The 16,718-nt window shown below is 67.6% G+C and carries 13 protein-coding genes; 9 read left to right on the forward strand and 4 right to left on the reverse strand.

Translation table 11 applies throughout. The annotated features are described in order from the left end of the window. The first annotated feature begins 18 nt into the window (after positions 1-18). Positions 19-852: a thiol:disulfide interchange protein DsbG gene (gene dsbG, locus ABRP17_RS17135; protein ID WP_188327055.1), complete on the forward strand. Its 834-nt coding sequence runs from the start codon at positions 19-21 to the stop codon at positions 850-852. Positions 853-1,244: 392 nt separating this feature from the next. Further along, positions 1,245-4,028, forward strand: a complete 2,784-nt coding sequence (locus tag ABRP17_RS17140; protein ID WP_349984381.1) for a glycoside hydrolase family 3 C-terminal domain-containing protein — start codon at positions 1,245-1,247, stop codon at positions 4,026-4,028. A gap of 72 nt (positions 4,029-4,100) precedes the next feature. Here the strand turns inward: ABRP17_RS17140 and ABRP17_RS17145 are convergent, their stop codons facing one another. Next, positions 4,101-5,192, reverse strand: a complete 1,092-nt coding sequence (locus ABRP17_RS17145) for an alkene reductase (protein WP_349984380.1) — start codon at positions 5,190-5,192, stop codon at positions 4,101-4,103. Positions 5,193-5,378: 186 nt separating this feature from the next. On the opposite strand from ABRP17_RS17145, the gene ABRP17_RS17150 reads away from it, so the two are divergent. From ABRP17_RS17150 to lldD, 3 genes are all read left to right on the forward strand, one after another. Next, positions 5,379-6,137 carry an SDR family NAD(P)-dependent oxidoreductase gene (locus tag ABRP17_RS17150; protein WP_349984379.1) on the forward strand — a complete coding sequence of 253 codons (759 nt, stop codon included), beginning with the start codon at positions 5,379-5,381 and terminating at the stop codon, positions 6,135-6,137. A 98-nt stretch (positions 6,138-6,235) separates the two neighbouring features. Further along, positions 6,236-6,697, forward strand: a complete 462-nt coding sequence (locus tag ABRP17_RS17155) for an MgtC/SapB family protein (RefSeq protein ID WP_349984378.1) — start codon at positions 6,236-6,238, stop codon at positions 6,695-6,697. 127 nt (positions 6,698-6,824) lie between these two features. After that, positions 6,825-7,985 (forward strand): FMN-dependent L-lactate dehydrogenase LldD, encoded by a 1,161-nt coding sequence (gene lldD / locus ABRP17_RS17160; protein ID WP_349984377.1) that lies wholly within the window; start codon positions 6,825-6,827, stop codon positions 7,983-7,985. Here lldD and ABRP17_RS17165 read toward each other — a convergent pair. Further along, on the reverse strand, positions 7,982-8,647 hold the full coding sequence (locus tag ABRP17_RS17165) for a hypothetical protein (RefSeq protein WP_349984376.1): 666 nt from the start codon (positions 8,645-8,647) through the stop codon (positions 7,982-7,984). The two genes, lldD and ABRP17_RS17165, sit on opposite strands and share 4 nt — an antisense overlap. A gap of 173 nt (positions 8,648-8,820) precedes the next feature. Between ABRP17_RS17165 and ABRP17_RS17170 the strand changes: the two genes are divergently transcribed. Then, positions 8,821-9,996 carry an amidohydrolase family protein gene (locus tag ABRP17_RS17170; protein WP_349984375.1) on the forward strand — a complete coding sequence of 392 codons (1,176 nt, stop codon included), beginning with the start codon at positions 8,821-8,823 and terminating at the stop codon, positions 9,994-9,996. A 10-nt stretch (positions 9,997-10,006) separates the two neighbouring features. Here the strand turns inward: ABRP17_RS17170 and ABRP17_RS17175 are convergent, their stop codons facing one another. Beyond that, the gene (locus tag ABRP17_RS17175) at positions 10,007-10,888 is read right to left on the reverse strand and encodes a LysR substrate-binding domain-containing protein (protein ID WP_349984374.1); all 882 of its coding nucleotides are present in this window, start codon (positions 10,886-10,888) and stop codon (positions 10,007-10,009) included. Between the two features lie 115 nt (positions 10,889-11,003). Between ABRP17_RS17175 and ABRP17_RS17180 the strand changes: the two genes are divergently transcribed. After that, complete coding sequence (locus tag ABRP17_RS17180; protein WP_349984373.1) at positions 11,004-12,458, forward strand: amidohydrolase family protein; 1,455 nt, start codon at positions 11,004-11,006, stop codon at positions 12,456-12,458. A 3-nt stretch (positions 12,459-12,461) separates the two neighbouring features. Here ABRP17_RS17180 and ABRP17_RS17185 read toward each other — a convergent pair whose 3' ends face one another. Further along, positions 12,462-13,253, reverse strand: coding sequence for an ion transporter (locus ABRP17_RS17185; RefSeq protein ID WP_349984372.1), 792 nt, complete (start codon positions 13,251-13,253; stop codon positions 12,462-12,464). A gap of 172 nt (positions 13,254-13,425) precedes the next feature. Here ABRP17_RS17185 and ABRP17_RS17190 point away from each other — a divergent pair, with 172 nt between their 5' ends. Further along, positions 13,426-13,851, forward strand: a complete 426-nt coding sequence (locus ABRP17_RS17190) for a hypothetical protein (protein WP_349984371.1) — start codon at positions 13,426-13,428, stop codon at positions 13,849-13,851. A gap of 167 nt (positions 13,852-14,018) precedes the next feature. Continuing rightward, on the forward strand, positions 14,019-16,715 hold the full coding sequence (locus ABRP17_RS17195; protein ID WP_349984370.1) for an ATP-binding protein: 2,697 nt from the start codon (positions 14,019-14,021) through the stop codon (positions 16,713-16,715). Positions 16,716-16,718 lie beyond the last annotated feature (3 nt).

Below are 16,718 nucleotides of genomic sequence, written 5' to 3' on the forward strand. Positions count from 1 at the left end.
ATCAACCAGGAGTTTTCCATGTTGCCCACGTATCTGCGCGCTGCCCCGGTAGCGCTGGTGTTGCCGATCCTGCTGGCGGTGTCCGGCTGCGGCCAGGCGCAGGCCCCCACGCCTGCAGCCGCTGGCGGCGGCAAGCCGGCGGCGGCCAAGGACGGCGCGGCCGTGCCTGCACCGATCAAGGGCCTGCAGAAGCTGGGCTTCGAGGTGGTATCCGAATTCGACGCACCCGGTGGCCTGCGCGGCTTCGCCGGCGTGGTCGGTGGACAGCAGCCTGCGGCCGCTTACCTCACCCCGGATGGCAAGCACGTGGTGGTCGGCAGCCTGTTCGATGCGCAGGGCAATGACGTGGGACGTGACCTGCTGACGGCAAAGGTCGCCGGCCCCATGACCACGAAGATCTGGAGCCAGCTGGAGAACAGTGCCTGGGTTGCCGACGGGAAGGCGGACGCGCCACGCGTGGTCTACACCTTCGGCGATGCCAATTGCCCGTACTGCCACCGATTCTGGGATGCGGCGCGTCCCTGGGTGGATGCCGGCAAGGTGCAGCTGCGCCACATCATGGTCGGTGTCATCCGCGAAGACAGCCCCGGCAAGGCGGCGGCCATCATCGGTGCGAAGGACCCCAGCGCGGCGTTGCTGGAAAACGAGCGCGGCTTCGAACGCGGCGGCATCAAGCCGGTCGCCATCAGTGCCGACGTCGGCCGCAAGCTGGAAGCCAACCAGGCGTTGATGGTGGAACTTGGTTTCCAGGGCACGCCGGGAATCCTGTTCAAGGATGCCGAAGGCAACGTGCAGCGTCGCTCGGGCATGCCGCAGGGCAATGACCTTGAGCTGATGTTCGGTCCGCGCTGAGTACGGCAAGGGTAAGGGCGATGCGCCGGGCAAAGCCCGGCGTCACGGCGTCACGCCGGGCTTGAAGGTGCGCGAGAGCTGCAGACGCCATGCAGGGATCCGCCAGCGACGCCAGCGCAGCTGGCCAGGGTGCCCCAGCCGCGCCTGCGACCTTTGGCGTATGCGTCAGAGGTTGACAGCAAATAACCCGGTAAACGACTCTTCACCTGTTGGGTTGCTCTGCGACCCGCAGCAGGTTGTCACGCCGGACGGAGGGGTCCGTGCGCAGGCCTGCTGCACCCCGGCCCGCGCAGCATCGCTTTGGTGATGCCTGCGCATGGCTAGCGCTGCTCCCTTCGGCGGCACCCTTTCCAGGACCGACTGCGCAGGCATCGGTATTCAAACGTCCGTCGATGAAAACGTTTACACAGCAGCTTTCCCTCTCCGCGGCCATTGCCGTCGCGCTCTCCGCACCGGCCTTCGCGGCCGACACCGCGCCCGGCTTCAGCGTGCTTGCGCTGGAAAAAGCCCCGGCCAGTGCCGATGTCGCGGCGCTTGCCAGCCAGTTGCCTGGCCTGCAGGCCGATATCGTGGCCGTGCACGAGGTCCAGCGCGCAGCGGGGGCGATCGACCCGCTGCAGACCCTGGCTGACAAACTGGGTTACGCCTATCGCTTCGTGCAGGCCGATGTCGATGCGCAGGGCAATGCGCGCGGCCAGGTGGTGCTGAGCCGCCTGCCGGTGCAGGCCGAATCCGGCCCGGACCATCCGGGCCGCAGCTACCTGCGCGTGGCCGACGGCCGCAACGTGGTAGCGCTGTATACCGATGCGGACCAGGATGCCAACGGCATGGCCTCGCTGTTGAGTGCCTCGCGTCTTGGCGCACCGGCGGTGGTGCTGGGTGGCAAGGCACGCATTGATGGATTCACCGCGACCGGGCTGGACAGCGCCGCAAGCGCGGGCTTCGCCGACGCGGATGTGCAGAAGGTGGCGCTGCGTGATGCGGCCGGCAAGTCGCTGGCCGCGCGCCTGCTGGTGCTGGACTACGCCGAAGCGGCGGGCGGTGCGAAGCCGTGGATGGATGCGGCCCTGAGTGCGGATGAGCGCACGCGGCTGCTGCTGGGTGAAATGACCCAGGACGAAAAATTCCAGATGCTGCGCAGCTATTTCGGCCTGGGCAAGGATGGCGGTCCGCTGCCGGAAGGCGCGGTCGGTTCGGCCGGTTTCGTACCGGGCGTGGAGCGACTGGGCATCCCGGCGCAGCAGTCTGCCGATGCGGGCGTGGGCGTCACCAATCCGGGCGGCATCCGCCCGGGTGATTTCGCCACCGCCATGCCGTCGGGCCCGTCCACTGCCTCCAGCTGGAACCCGGAAGTGGCCTATACCGGCGGTGCCACGATGGGCCGCGAGGCCTGGCAGCAGCGCTTCAACATCCTGCTGGGTGGCAGCGTCAACCTGCAGCGCGACCCGCGCAACGGCCGCAACTTCGAGTACGCCGGTGAGGATCCGTTGCTGGCCGGCGTGATCGTCGGTGAGTCGATCCGTGGCATCCAGAGCCAGCACGTCATCTCCACGATGAAGCATTACGCGCTGAACGACATGGAGACACGGCGCAATTTCCACAGCGTGCAGATCGGCGACCAGGCCATGCACGAGTCGGACCTGCTGGCGTTCGAGATCGCCATCGAGCTGGGCAAGCCCGGTTCGGCCATGTGTTCGTACAACAAGATCAATGGCATCTACGGTTGCGAACATCCCTACCTGATGAACCAGGTGCTGAAGCAGGAGTGGAAGTTCCCCGGTTTCGTGATGTCGGATTGGGGCGGCGTGCACAGCGGTTCAAAGGCCGCCCTGGCCGGGCTGGACCAGCAGTCGGCCGGCGAAGTCTTCGATGCCACCACGTTCTTCGATGCACCACTGCGCATGGCCGTGGCCGGCGGTGTGGTGCCGCAGGCCCGCCTGGATGACATGGTGTCGCGCATCCTGCGCACGATGTTCCTGCACGGCAACTTCGACAATCCGCCGCAGCACCTCAAGATCGATGTCGAAGCCGGCTTCGCCGCGGCCCAGCGCACGGTCGAAGAGGGCAGCGTCCTGCTGCGCAACGAGGGCAACCTGTTGCCGCTGGCCGAGAGTGTCAAGCGCATCGTGATCATTGGCGGTCACGCGGACAAGGGCGTGATCGGCGGCGGCGGTTCGTCGATGGTCGGCATCACTGCCAAGGGCACCAACGCGGTACCGGGCGTGCTGCCGACGACGTGGCCGGGCCCGGTGATGTTCCACCCGTCCTCGCCACTGGAAGCGCTGCGTGCCGAACGTCCGGACGCCGACATCCAGTACGTGGACGGCCGCAACACCGCCGCTGCGGCACGCGCTGCGGCCCAGGCCGACGTGGCCATCGTGTTTGCCACGCAGTGGGCGGCAGAGTCGGTGGATCTGCCGGACATGCAGTTGCCGGACAAGCAGGACGGCTTGATCGCCGCCGTGGCCAAGGCTAATCCGAAGACCGTGGTCGTGCTGGAAACCAACGGCCCGGTGCGCACCCCGTGGCTGCAGCAGGTGCCGGCGCTGATGCAGGCGTGGTACCCGGGCATCCGCGGCGGTGAAGGCATCGCGGCGTTGCTGACCGGCAAGGCCAACCCGTCCGGCCGCCTGCCGGTGACCTGGGTGGTTGACGAATCGCAGCTGCCGCGGCCGCAGATCCCGGGCCTGGGCTTCAACCCGAAGCAGCCGCCGGTGGATATCTTCGACTTCGATATCGAAGGCGCCAACGTGGGCTACAAGTGGGCAGCGGCGAAGGGCCTGGTACCGACGTTCGCGTTTGGCCACGGCCTGTCGTACACGCAGTTCGCGTACGAGAACCTGAGCGTCAGCGTGGAGGGCCAGCGTCTGGTGGCCAGCGTGGATGTACGCAACACCGGTGCACGCGCCGGTGCGGACGTGGCCCAGCTGTACCTCAAGCTGCCGCAGGGACACACCACGCCGATCCGCCTGGTGGGCTTCGACAAGGTGACGCTGCAGCCGGGCGAACAGCGCCGCATCCGCATCGATGCCGAGCCGAAAACGCTGGCCGATTTTGATCCGGCGACGCGCCAGTGGACGATCGCGGCGGGCACCTACCAGGTGCAGCTGGGTCGTACGGCCGCTGAGCCCCTGCAGGTCGTGGACATCACGCTGCAGGAAACAGCGGTCCGCTGATCCAGGCGACGAACAGAGCCCGCCCGCGTAAGCAGGCGGGCTCTCTTACGTTGTGGCGTCGTGTCCGCTGGCTCAACTGCCCAGTGCGGGGTAGTCGGTGTATCCGTGTTCGCCGCCGCCGTACAGCGTGTCCTGGTCCGGCTGTGCAAGCGGTGCATTCCGGCGCAGGCGTTCCACCAGGTCCGGATTGGCAATGAAGGGCCGCCCAAACGCGACCGCGTCGGCCTGCCCGGCCGTGAGCACGTCGACTGCGTGCTGCTTGTCGTACCCGTTGTTGACGATCCACGGCCCGGTGAAGCGTGAGCGCAACGCAGCGTAATCAAAGTCGATGTTGTCACGGTCGCCACCGGTGGCGCCTTCGATGACGTGGACAAAGGCCAGTCCGCCGATACCTTCCAGACGCTCCACCGCGCGCTCGAACAAGGGCTGCGGGTTGCTGTCGTGGGCGTCGTTGGCCGGCGTGGTCGGCGACAGGCGCACACCGGTGCGTGCGGCACCGATGGTGTCGGCGACGGCACTGACGATTTCAAACAACAGGCGGGTACGGTTTTCGATGCTGCCGCCGTACGCATCGTCGCGGTGGTTGCTGCCATCGCGCAGGAACTGGTCGATCAGGTAGCCGTTGGCGGCGTGGACCTCCACGCCGTCGAAGCCTGCGGTGATCGCATTGCGTGCGGCGATACGGTAGTCCTCGACGAGGCCCGGCAGCTCATCCAGTGCCAATGCGCGCGGCGTGGAGACCTCCTCGAATCCGTTCGCCGTGAACGTCTTCGTATCCGCACGCAGGGCGCTGGGCGCCACCGGGACCTCACCGTCCGGCAGCAGGCTGGTATGCGAGATCCGGCCGACATGCCACAGCTGCAGGACGATGCGTCCGCCGCGAGCGTGCACTTCGTCGGTGATCGCTTTCCACCCGGTGATCTGCGCGTCGCTGTAGATGCCGGGTGTGTCCAGGTACCCCTGGCCGAGCGGGTTGATCTGTGTAGCTTCGGCAATGATCAGGCCGGCACTTGCGCGCTGTCCGTAGTACGTCGCCGCCAGTGGCGTGGGCACGCGATCTGCCTGCGCGCGGTTGCGCGTCAGCGGGGCCATCACGATCCGGTTGGCGATGTCGATGTCGCCCAAGCGGGTGGGGGAGAACAACACGGTGTCATCGTTTGACATGGAAACCTCGTGGTGGGGAAGGGGGATCTGCAGCATCGCAGCGAACATAGGCGATGCGGTGTTGCAATCATGGGAAGGCCTGTTGCACGAGGCGTGGACAGAGAAGGCGGGGGCATAACGCGCTGCGGCGTAGGGTCGGACGCAGGTGGTGCCTGCACCACGCCTGTCCAAACGAGGAGTACGCACATGATTGATTACCAGCTGCAGGGCAAGACCGCGATCGTCACTGGCGGCGTGTCCGGCATCGGCCTGGCCGTTGCTGAAATGCTCGCCGCGTCCGGTGCCCGGATTGCCGTATGGGACCTCAAGCAGGAGGCAGTGGATGCCACGGTCAGCGATCTGAAGGCCAAGGGTGCCGAGGCCATCGGGATCGCGTTGGACGTTACCGATGAGGCTGCCGTCGAGGCTGCCGTGAAGCGCACCGTGGACGCATTCGGCGGGGTGGATATCGCGGTCAACAATGCCGGCATCTCCGGCCCGGCCGCGAGCAGCGGTGACTACCCCATCGACGGCTGGCGCCGGGTGATCGATGTGAACCTGACCAGTGTCTTCCTGTGCCAGCGTGCGCAGATCCAGGCCATGCGTGCAGCGGGCAAAGGCGGAAGCATCATCAACATGGCCTCGATCCTCGGCCAGGTGGGTTACGCCGGATCGTCCGCCTACGCGGCGGCCAAGCACGGGGTTGTGGGCCTGACCCAGACCGCCGCGTGGGAGCACGCCGCCGACAAGATCCGCATCAATGCCGTGGGTCCGGGATTCATCAGCACGCCGTTGCTGGAGACGATGGAACCCAAGGTGCGCGCGACCCTGGAAGGGCGCCATGCGATGAAGCGGCTGGGTACGCCGGAGGAGGTGGCCGCGTTGGTCGCGTGGTTGTCCAGCGACGCCGCATCGTTCGCGACCGGCACGTATTACGCCATCGATGGCGGGTACCTGGCCGTGTGAGCTGCGGCGCCGGTGCGGTGTGCGCGGGGCATTGCCGCTTCACGTCATCCGCACGTGACCCTCGCCAACGTGCCGGATCATTCGACCGGAGTTGTGCGATGGATCTCAGCCAGGATGTCTCGATCTTGCTACGTGTGGCGGCGGCCATGGTCTTCGGCGGCGTCATCGGCTTCGAGCGGGAGCTCGGCAAGCATGCGGCCGGCCTGCGTACGCACATGCTCATCGCCGGTGCGGCCGCCCTGATCGTCGGCCTGGGGGATTCGGTCGCCGAGCATTTCCGCCAGGAGCAGTATCGCGACCTGCTGCAGGTCGACCCCATCCGATTGATCGAAGCGGTGATTGCCTGCGTGGGCTTCGTGGCGGCCGGCACGATCCTGCGGGGATCGCGCGACGGTGAGGTCAGCGGATTGACCACGGCCAGCTCACTGATCATGTCGGCTGCCGTGGGGATTGCCGTGGGCATCGGGGCGTATGTCATCGCCACCGGGGTCACGTTGATGTGTGTGATCGTGCTGGCCGTGATGCAGCGCGTTGAAAAACGCATCGAGAAGCGCGACTGATCGGTATCGGAGGAGGGGCCCAGCGGCCAGGGTAGCCCATGGTCTAATGGGCTCGATGGCGGCAGGGCGGTTCACTGCATCCCTGTACCCGGCGGGCGTACCGCTGCTCCTCGACCCTGGCTGACCGATGATCATCTCCGCTTCCTCCGATTACCGTGCCGCCGCGAAGCGCAGGCTGCCGCCGTTCCTGTTCCACTATCTCGATGGCGGTGCGTACGCCGAGCAGACGTTGCAGCGCAACGTGTCCGACCTTGCCGACATCGCGCTGCGCCAACGCGTCCTGCGTGACATGGCCGAGCTCAGCCTGGAGACCGAGCTGTTCGGCGAAGCGATGTCGATGCCCGTTGCGCTGGCGCCGGTGGGACTGACCGGCATGTTCGCCCGACGGGGCGAAGTGCAGGCAGCGCGTGCGGCGGACCGGCATGGCATCCCCTTCACGCTGTCCACGGTGTCGGTCTGTGCGCTTGAAGAAGTCGCCCCGGCGATACAGCGGCCGATGTGGTTCCAGCTTTATGTACTGCGTGACCGCGGCTTCATGCGCAATGCACTGGAGCGCGCGCAGGCAGCAGGCGTCTCGACGCTGGTGTTCACCGTGGACATGCCGGTACCCGGTGCGCGCTACCGCGATGCGCATTCCGGCATGAGTGGCCCGCATGCGGCGTTGCGACGCGCACTACAGGTGCTTACGCACCCCCGGTGGGCGTGGGACGTTGGCGTGAACGGGCGGCCGCATGATCTCGGCAACATTTCGGTGTATCGCGGTGAATCCACTGGCTTGGCCGATTACATCGGCTGGCTGGGCAGCAACTTCGACCCGTCCATCAGTTGGAAGGACCTGCAGTGGATCCGCGAGTTCTGGAAGGGGCCGATGGTGATCAAGGGGATCCTGGATCCGGACGATGCGCGCGAGGCGGTGCGCTTCGGTGCGGATGGCATCGTGGTGTCCAACCATGGCGGCCGCCAGCTGGACGGCGTGCTGTCCACGGCGCGGGCCTTGCCGCCGATCGCCGATGCGGTGCAGGGCGACCTGAAGATCCTCGTCGACTCGGGCATCCGCACCGGCCTGGACGTGGTGCGCATGCTCGCCCTGGGTGCGGATACCGTACTGCTTGGGCGTGCGTTCGTGTATGCACTCGCGACGCACGGCGAGGTCGGCGTGGGCAACCTGCTGGATCTGATCGCCAGGGAAATGCGCGTGGCGATGACGCTCACCGGTGCACGGTGTATTGCGGATATCGGCCCGGATGCGCTGGTGCGGATCGCTCCGCTGGCTGTGCCACCCCGCTAGCGGTGGGGTGCCGTCCCACCTGGCGCTGGCGTCTGCCGCGGCAGGATCTCCTGCTGATAATTCTCCACCACGTAGCTGAAGGGACGACGCTGGCCATCGCGCAGCAGGGCGCGCACTTCCAGCACCGTGGCACGTGCACCGTCCACGCGTGGCGGCCAGAATTCCCGGTCGTGCAGTGTCTGCCGTTTGAAGTCGAGCGGCGCCACGACACGGCCGAACGGTTCATCGCTGCTGTCCAGCGCGTGGTTCATCGCAGCCGTCAGCAGGGACGGGACATACCAGTTATCGGCTTCGGACAGCACGCGCTGGCCGCAGGTCAGCTGGACCCGACGGTAGCGTAGCGGCGTGGCGTCATTTATCGCGAGGGCGCTGCGCACCTCCACCGGGGCGTCACGCTGCACGCCGCGCACGCGCACAGCACGCACGCGCGGGGTGTCGGCAAGCCCATGCTCGGCACACCAGGCTTCAAGGGTGGCCGTCGCGCTCTGGCCCGCGAGCAGGCGGCGATGCAGATCCGCCACCAGGGCGGCAGGGCTGGCGTGCACGGGTGCGTCCAGGGGCGGCGCGGGCACGTCGCCTGCCGCAAGCGCGGCAATCGGCGCGGCAGCCAGCACGGAAGCGGCCTGCCAGCGAAGTCGGTCGGGGCGGTTGAACGGGCCCATGGGAGTCCACGCTTGATTCTGGTGCCTAGTTTACCCGCTGCCGTGCACGCACGGTGGGCGGCCCAGCGCGGGCCATCGCCGACGTGCATGCCTGCGATGCAGGGATTTCATTTGCAGGGCCAGACGCGCGGCGCGTAAGGTCCGCAGCATTCATCCCCCTGAAGGAGGCGCAGATGCGCGCCCAGCATTTCCACGGTGCCGTGGATTCCGCCGGCCAGCCGCTGGCGTTCACCGTCGATAGCGGCCGTTTCAGCCATTTCGGCACGCTGCCGCCGGGATCGCCGCCGATGGACGCGACCGACCTCACCGGCTATACCGTGCTGCCCGCGCTGGTGGACGGCCACATTCATCTGGACAAAAGCTTTGTCGGCGACCGCTGGCATCCCCATCAGTCGGTCGCCAGCCTGCGTGAACGCCTGGCGCAGGAGAAAGACGCCTTGGCCACTGCGGCGCCGATGGCCGACCGGGCCGAAGCACTGATCCGGCAGATCATCGGCTGGGGAACCAGTGCGGTGCGCTGCCATATCGACATGGACGCCACCACCGGGCTGCGCAACCTACATGCCGTGCAGGACGCCCACGCGCGATGCGCGGACCTGCTCGACATCCAGTACGTCGCCTTCCCGCAGGCCGGGGTGATGTCTTGTGCGGGTACCGCGCAGGTGTTGCAGCAGGCGCTGGAATCGGGTGTGCAGGTGATCGGCGGCATCGATCCGGATCTGCTGGACGGCGATGCCCAAGGTCAGCTGGACCTGTTGTTCGATCTGGCGCAACGCCATGGCGCGCGCATCGACATCCATCTGCACGAAACCGGCGAGCAGGGGCTGCGGCAATTGCAGCGCATCTGCGAGCGCACGGCTGCCGGGGGACTGCAGGGGAGGGTGGCGGTGAGCCATGCCTATGCCCTGGGCGAAGTGCCATTGGCACGGGCACTGCAGGTAGGGGAGCAGTTGGCACGTGCCGATGTTGCGATCATGACCAACGCGCCGGGCGACCATCCCTTCCCACCGGTAGCGGCCCTGCACGCGTTGGGGGTTCGCCTGTTCGCCGGCAACGACAACATCCGTGACAGCTGGTGGCCGTACGGCAACGGCGACCTGTTGCAGCGGGCGATGCTGATCGGCTACCGCTCAGGCTTCAATACCGATGCCGAGCTGCAACTGGCGCTGGACATGGTGACCACGCACGCGGCCGCGGTGCTCGGCCTGCAGGAGCACGGGCTGGGCGAGGGCAAGCCGGCCACGTTCTTCGCGGTGCGCGCGGACAATGCGGCGGCGGCCGTGGCGGGCACGCCGGCGGCACGGCTGTCGATGCGCCAAGGCCGCTGGGTGGTGCCGCCGCCGGCGTGACGCGCACCGATCAGGTCGACTCCTCGTCCACCTGGTGCTTGAGCTCGCGTGCCAGTGCGTGCACGCCCTCGTCGGCCGTGTCGCGGAACAGGATGCCGATCTCGTAATTGTCGATGAGGGGCAGCCCGTGCTCACCGTCGATGATGCGGTGATCGGCGCGGACCGCGCGGCGCGGCAGCAGACTGATGCCGATCCCATCGGCGACCGCGCCCTGGATACCGCTGAGCGAGGAACTGGTGAATGCGATGCGCCACCGCCTGCCCAGCGTTTCCACGACGTGCAGCATCTCATCCCGGTACAGGCCGCGCGGCGGGAACGTCACCAATGGCAGCACGTCTGCGGCGGCGCAGGGCGCACGGGCGCTGTCGATCCAGTGCAGGGGCTCGGGCCAGCAGTACACGCTGGGGCGACTGTTGCGTCGTTGTTTCACCAGCACCAGATCAAGTTCGCCATGGTCGAAGCCGTGGGCGAGGTCACGGCTCAGGCCGCTGCTGATCTCGAGCCTGACCTGGGGGTGGCGGCGGCTGAACGTGGCCAGCATGCCGGTCGTGCGCGCGTTGACGAAGTCCTCGGGCACGCCCAGGCGCAGCGTGGTGGCCACCGTCTCGCCGGCCAATGCCTGCAGCAGTTCATCGTTCACGCCCAACATCCGCCGCGCATGGCCCAGCACGGTATGGCCGGCGTCGGTGGGCTGCACGTCACGATGGCCGCGCTCGAGCAGGCGATGGCCGGCCAGTGTTTCCAGCCGACGGATCTTCTGGCTGATGGTGGACTGCGTTGAGTGCAAGCGACTGGCGGCGGCGGTGAAACTACTAAAGTCCGCGACGGCGACGAGCGCGCGCAGCAGGTCAAGCTCGAACAGCAATCTATTCGACTGCGTCATGACTGGCATTCACTTATTTTGTTTCCGCATGCGGTTTGCGAGTTCTACCATGCGCTGACGGGACAGGCCAGCGCGCGGTTCCGCCTCACCCGCGGCCGACGCGCCGCTTCGCCGGATGCCTGCCATGTTTTCCCGAACCTTGTTGAGTCTCGCCCTCGCCCTGCCTGCGATCGCGCAGGCGGCACCGCAGACAGCGGACGTCCTGATCCGGCATGCGGTGGTCATCGACGTCGAACACGCGCGCGCCATTCCCGGGCAAAGCGTGGCGATCCGGGGCGAAGCGATTGTCGCGGTGGGGCCCGATGCCGCCATGCAGGCGCAGTGGACCGCAGCGCGGCAGGTGGAAGCTGCCGGCCGCTACCTGATCCCCGGGCTGTGGGACATGCACGTGCATTTCGGTGGCGGGCCGGCGCTGGTGGAAGAGAACAAGGCCCTGCTGCCGCTGTACATCGCGCACGGCATCACCACGGTGCGCGATGCGTCGGGCGACCTGCCGCAGCAGGTGCTTGAATGGCGTAGCGATATCGCAGCGGGCACCTTGTTCGGCCCGCGCCTGTTGACCTCCGGCGCCAAGATCGAGGGCATCAAGCCGGTCTGGAAAGGCACCCTGGAGGTGGGCAGCGAGGCCGACGTGGATGCTGCCATCGCGCAGTTGCAGCGTGACCGGGTGGATTTCGTCAAGATCACCGACAGTACGCTGAAGCCGCCGTTGTTCCTGTATGCGGCCCGTGCGGCGCGCAAGGTGGGACTGAAGGCCTCCGGGCACATACCGATGGCCTTGACGGTGGAGCAGGCCGTCGATGCGGGCTTGGCGTCCATCGAGCACCTGGACTACGCCTTCAAGGCGGGCAGTCGCGACGAAGCCGCCATCGCCGCGGACTTCGCAGCCGGCAGGATCGACCGGGCACAGGCGAACCAGCGTATCGATACCAGCTTCGACCGGCCGACGGCGATGACTGCCTACCGTGATTTCGCCCGTCGCGGCGTATTCGTGACACCGACGCTCAATGGCGGGCGGATCCTCGACTTCCTCGACCAGGACGACCATCACGCCGACCCCTACCTGGCGTATATCGGGCCCGGCCTGCGCGCGACCTACGCCTGGCGTGTGGAGCGCGCGGCGAAGGCAACGCCGGCGCAGATCGCCGCCCGCCACCAGCATTACCACGACGTGGCCGCGGTGCTGCCGATGCTGCAGCAAGCGGGGGTGACGATCATTGCCGGTACCGATGCGGGCTTCCTCAATTCGTTCAACTTTCCCGGCATCGGCCTGCACCAGGAAATGCAGTTGTTCGTCCGCGAAGGCCTGACCGCGCCGCAGGCGCTCGCCGCCGCCACCCGTGCGGGACCTGCCTGGTTCGGCACCCTGGATCGCTATGGCGCGGTCGAAGCGGGCAAGGCCGCTGACCTGGTGCTGCTCGACGCGAACCCGTTGCAGGACATCCGGGCGACCGAACGGATCAATACGGTGATCGTGCGCGGCACCGTACTGGACCGCGCTGCCCTGGATGCGTTGTTGCAGCAGGTCCGTGGCCAGGTGCAACAGTGGAACGCAGAGGCGGCGAAGGCCGCGCCCTGAGGCTTACGGATCGGGCGGTGCAGCGGGCGGGCGCCGGTGGCAGCTGCAACGGCAGCCCGTCGCCGTCGCGTCGCGATCCTGCAGCACACCGGCGAATATCTCCGCGCCCAGCAGGCCGGTCGGAAAGGCGATGATGCCGTAGCCGAGCAGGATCGCGCAGCCGGTGATGAAACGTCCCAGCGCGGTCTGTGGGGTCAGGTCGCCGTAGCCGGTCGTACTCATGGTGACGGCCGCCCAGTACACGCCCGTGGGGATGCTGTTGAACCCGTTGCGCGGCCCTTCGACCAGGAACATCACCGTGCCCAGCAGCACCAGCAGCAGGACCATGACGCCGATGAACACCAGGATGCTGCGCCGTGCACGCACCAGTGCCTGGCGCAGGTGGCGGGTTTCTTCCAGATAGAACGGCAGCTGCAGGATCCGGAACAGCCGCAGCAGCCGCAGCAGGCGGACGTCGGCCAGCACGTGCAGGCCGGGCATCAGCAAGGCCAGGAACACCGGCAGGATCGACAGCAGGTCGACCACACCGAAGAAACTGCGCGCATAGCGCCACGGACGTCGGAGCAGCCAGAGGCGTAGCAGGTATTCCATCGTGAAAAGCGCGGTGAAGGTCCACTCCAGAACGCTGAGAAGGGGCCCATGACGACGATGGACCTCGGGCACGCTGTCGGCCATCAGCACCAGCACGCTGAGTACGATGAGCACCAGCACGCCCGCTTCGATGCGGCGGACCCGTGCGCGGTGTTCGGCATGGCATCGCGCCGTGTCGCGCAGGCGGGCAAGCAGGGCGATCATTCGTCTTCGCCGGTGGGGAGGGAGTGGCGGTGCAGGTCATCCACGCCAAGCAGCTTCGTCGCTGGCCGCAGACAGCGGAATACAGCAATCACGAAAGGTGGGCCCTGCCGCGCACCGCGCTTGGCAGACGGCCACCCGATGGACGACGGTGGGCCTTCCATGGAGGCTTTTCATGCGCACGGTGATCCTGAGGACGCTGGTCTGGGTGCTGACGCTTCTATCGGCTGTGGCAACAAGCGTGCAGGCACGGGACGGGGGGGACATCCATCGCTGCGTCGCCGCGGGCGCCGTGCGCTATCAGGACCGGCCCTGCGCGGTCGATGAGGCCGGCGGGCAATGGCGGCCGCACGCTGGAGGCGCTGCGACCCTTCAGGCGGGAGCAACGCCCAGCGCGCCGCGCCGCGCCGCCGTTACCCGCAAGCGCGGTGCACGCGTGCAATCGGGCGGCCAGGCGGCGCTGATCACCCTCCAGCGTGATCCCGATGCCTGCAGGCGGATGCAGCGCCTGCGCGAGGAGGCCTTGCGTCGCGCACTGCGGCGACCGGACTACCTCATGCAGCGCGGCTGGGACGATCGCGTGCGCGAGGCCTGTCGCTGAGGATGCCGCGGCTTCCGCGATTCAGGCGGGTCCTATAGGGGCCCACGTCAGGTCTGAATATCGTGGATGGTCCTTTCCCAACGCCCGCTGCGCTGCGTCGGCCTCGCTGCTCCCGCGCGCGACCGCAGCCCCGCCCTTCCGTCATGAGCCCCTTGCTGCGATCCATCATGGCGCGTCTTCAGCCCCTGCAGGACACGTGCGCCGACGACGAGGACCTGCGCGCGCTGCGCAGCCATCCGCGGCGGCTGCTGCTGATCGCCGGCGCGTTGCTGAGCGTCCTGCTGCTGGCTGCGCTGGCGACGGCGGTGTGGCTGCATGCGCGCAGCTACGAGGAAAATCGGCTTCAGGCGTTCATCCGTGCCCGGACCGCGCTGGATGCGCAGCTGACCCGGCATGACGCGAGCTACGCGCGTCTGGTCAACATGACCGAGTACGCGTGGCGGCACCGGATGGACAGCGACCCGGCGGTACTGGAAGCAGAGACCCGGCGCTACCTGGCCGACGGCCAGACGCTGCGGTTGCAGCAGGGTGCGCAGGATACCGCGCAGCTCGTGCTGGGGCTGGGGACCGATCACTGGCCCGCAGAACGGCTGCATCGCTACCTGGCGCTGGCACGTACCATGTCGGTCATCACGCGGATGGCGTTCAACGGACCCGATGCGGAAGCCGCGGGCGCTGCCTACTTTCTGGACCCCACCGGGCATCTGGTCGTGATCAACGAAGGGCTGGACGACAGCGGCACCGGCATCGCGAGCGCCGAGCGTGATCGCCAAGGCACGTTCGGCCAGCTACGGGCCTATGCCCACCTGCTACCGCCGGCCTCGGCGGCCGATACGGTCCCCGCGCTGCGTGCCAGCCACGGCCGGGGGGAGGCGCGCATCGGCTTTGCCGCACACCCGGTGACCGGGCGGGCGTCGCTGGTCACCGTATTTCCCGCGCACGACGGCCGACGCGGACTGGGTGTCTTCGTGGCGTTCGAGCCGACCGGGGGGCTGGCGCAGGTTCTGCGCGAGGCCAGCGACAGCAACCTGCAGGTGATGGCGCCCAACGGAGAAGTCATCCTGGGATCGCGAAGCGCAGCCTCCGATGGCGTGGTCGGCACCCTGCACGATGCCGGGATCTGGTGGCATCCGGACGACGGCATCGTCAAGTACCGTCGGAACGGCCGCAGGGTGATCGCTTCATTGGTGACGGGAACGGACTGGGCCCTGGTGACCACCGTTGGCTGGCGGGACATGCTGGCTGACGGAACGCCCATGTTGTACCTGGCACTGGCCCTGTGGGCGGGCTTGATGGCAGGCCTGTGGGGGCTGCTGGCGTGGGTGGACCGGCAAGTGCTGGCACCCGCTGCTGCGCGCGCCATGCAGGTGTACGCGAACGAAGCCCTGTTCCGTTCGTTGATCCAGATGACGCCGGCAGGACTCTGCCTGGTGGACATCGAGCAGCGCGTGCCGCAGGTGCAGAACGAGCTGGCGCGCCGCTATGCCGGTGCCGCCGAACGCTCCGGGGTCGCGCTGTACGATGCGCTGGTCGACGGATACGCCGAGGCGCTTTCGCGTCGTGACGAGAACCTGGACATCCGAGAGTTCCAGGTCTTCTACCCAGGCGGCCGCGGCGCGGTGGCGACGCACCTGCTCGTCAATGCCACGCCGCTCTTCCGCAGTGCAGGCAGGGTGCTGCTGTGCACCCTGCAGGACCTGACCGCGAGGGTGGAACTGCAGGTGCAGAAAGACCAGCTGCGCGATGAAGCCGAGGCGGCGCACCGCGCCCGGTCCCGGTTCCTGGCAGCCATGAGCCATGAGATACGCACCCCCCTGCACGGCATCCTGGGCCATCTGGAGCTCTTCGCGCGCTCGTCGCTGGATATCGAGCAGCGTGCGCGCCTGGGCCGCATCACCCAGTCCGCCGATTCGCTCCTGCTGATCATCAACGATGTACTGGACCTGGAGCGTGCCGCATCCGGCCGACTGGAGCTGGACAGCGCCGTGTTCGAGCCGACCCTGCTGCTGGAGCGGGTGGCGCTGCTGTACGCGCCGTTGTCGCAGGGCAAGGGCGTGGACCTGGACCTGCTGGTCGATGGGTCGTTGGCGCCACGGTACCGCGGTGCCGCGGACCGGGTGGAGCAGGTGCTGCGCAACCTCGTCAGCAACGCCGTCAAGTTCACCGCGTCTGGTCGGATCGAGATCCGTGCCGTTTCCTCACGGCATCCCCATTGCCTGCGGCTGGAAGTCGCCGACTCCGGGGTCGGCCTGAGCGAGGTGCAACAGCGCAGGCTGTTCGAGCCGTTCGCTCAGGCAGATGCCTCCATTGCCGGCCGTTTCGGCGGCTCCGGCCTGGGGCTGTCGCTGTCCCGCCAGCTCTGTCATCTGATGGGCGGTGAGATCGATGTACACAGCACGCCGGGGGTGGGTAGCGTGTTCGGTTTCGATATCCAGGCACAGGCCGTGGAAACAACCGTTGACGCTGCGCTTCCGTTGCAGGGGCGCGGCGTGCTGTTGTACTCCGCCACCGTGACGTGGCGCGAAGAGCTTGCCCGTCGTCTGCGTGCCTGGGGCGCCAAGGTGGTGGTGCTGGAGTCGCTGCAGCAGATCGAGGCCGTGGCGTCATGCCGCGCACTGCCGTTGGTGATCTTCGAGCGGAACCAGCGTGCGGCGCGAGGAACGGTGGACGGATTCCGTGGACGGATCGTGCGGGTGCGCGGCGATGGGCCGCTGCGCGCCGCTGGCCCACCCGGCGACCTGCGGGTGTCGGCGTACTCGGCCGCCGCGCTGCTGGAGGCGCTGCAGGCTGACACTGCGGATGAAGGCATCGGCGGCACAGCGGATCCGGGCGGCGACATGGAAACCCCTGCGACGATGAGCTAGATT

The sequence above is a fragment of the Stenotrophomonas sp. WHRI 8082 genome, assembly GCF_040223995.2.
Taxonomy (GTDB): domain Bacteria; phylum Pseudomonadota; class Gammaproteobacteria; order Xanthomonadales; family Xanthomonadaceae; genus Stenotrophomonas.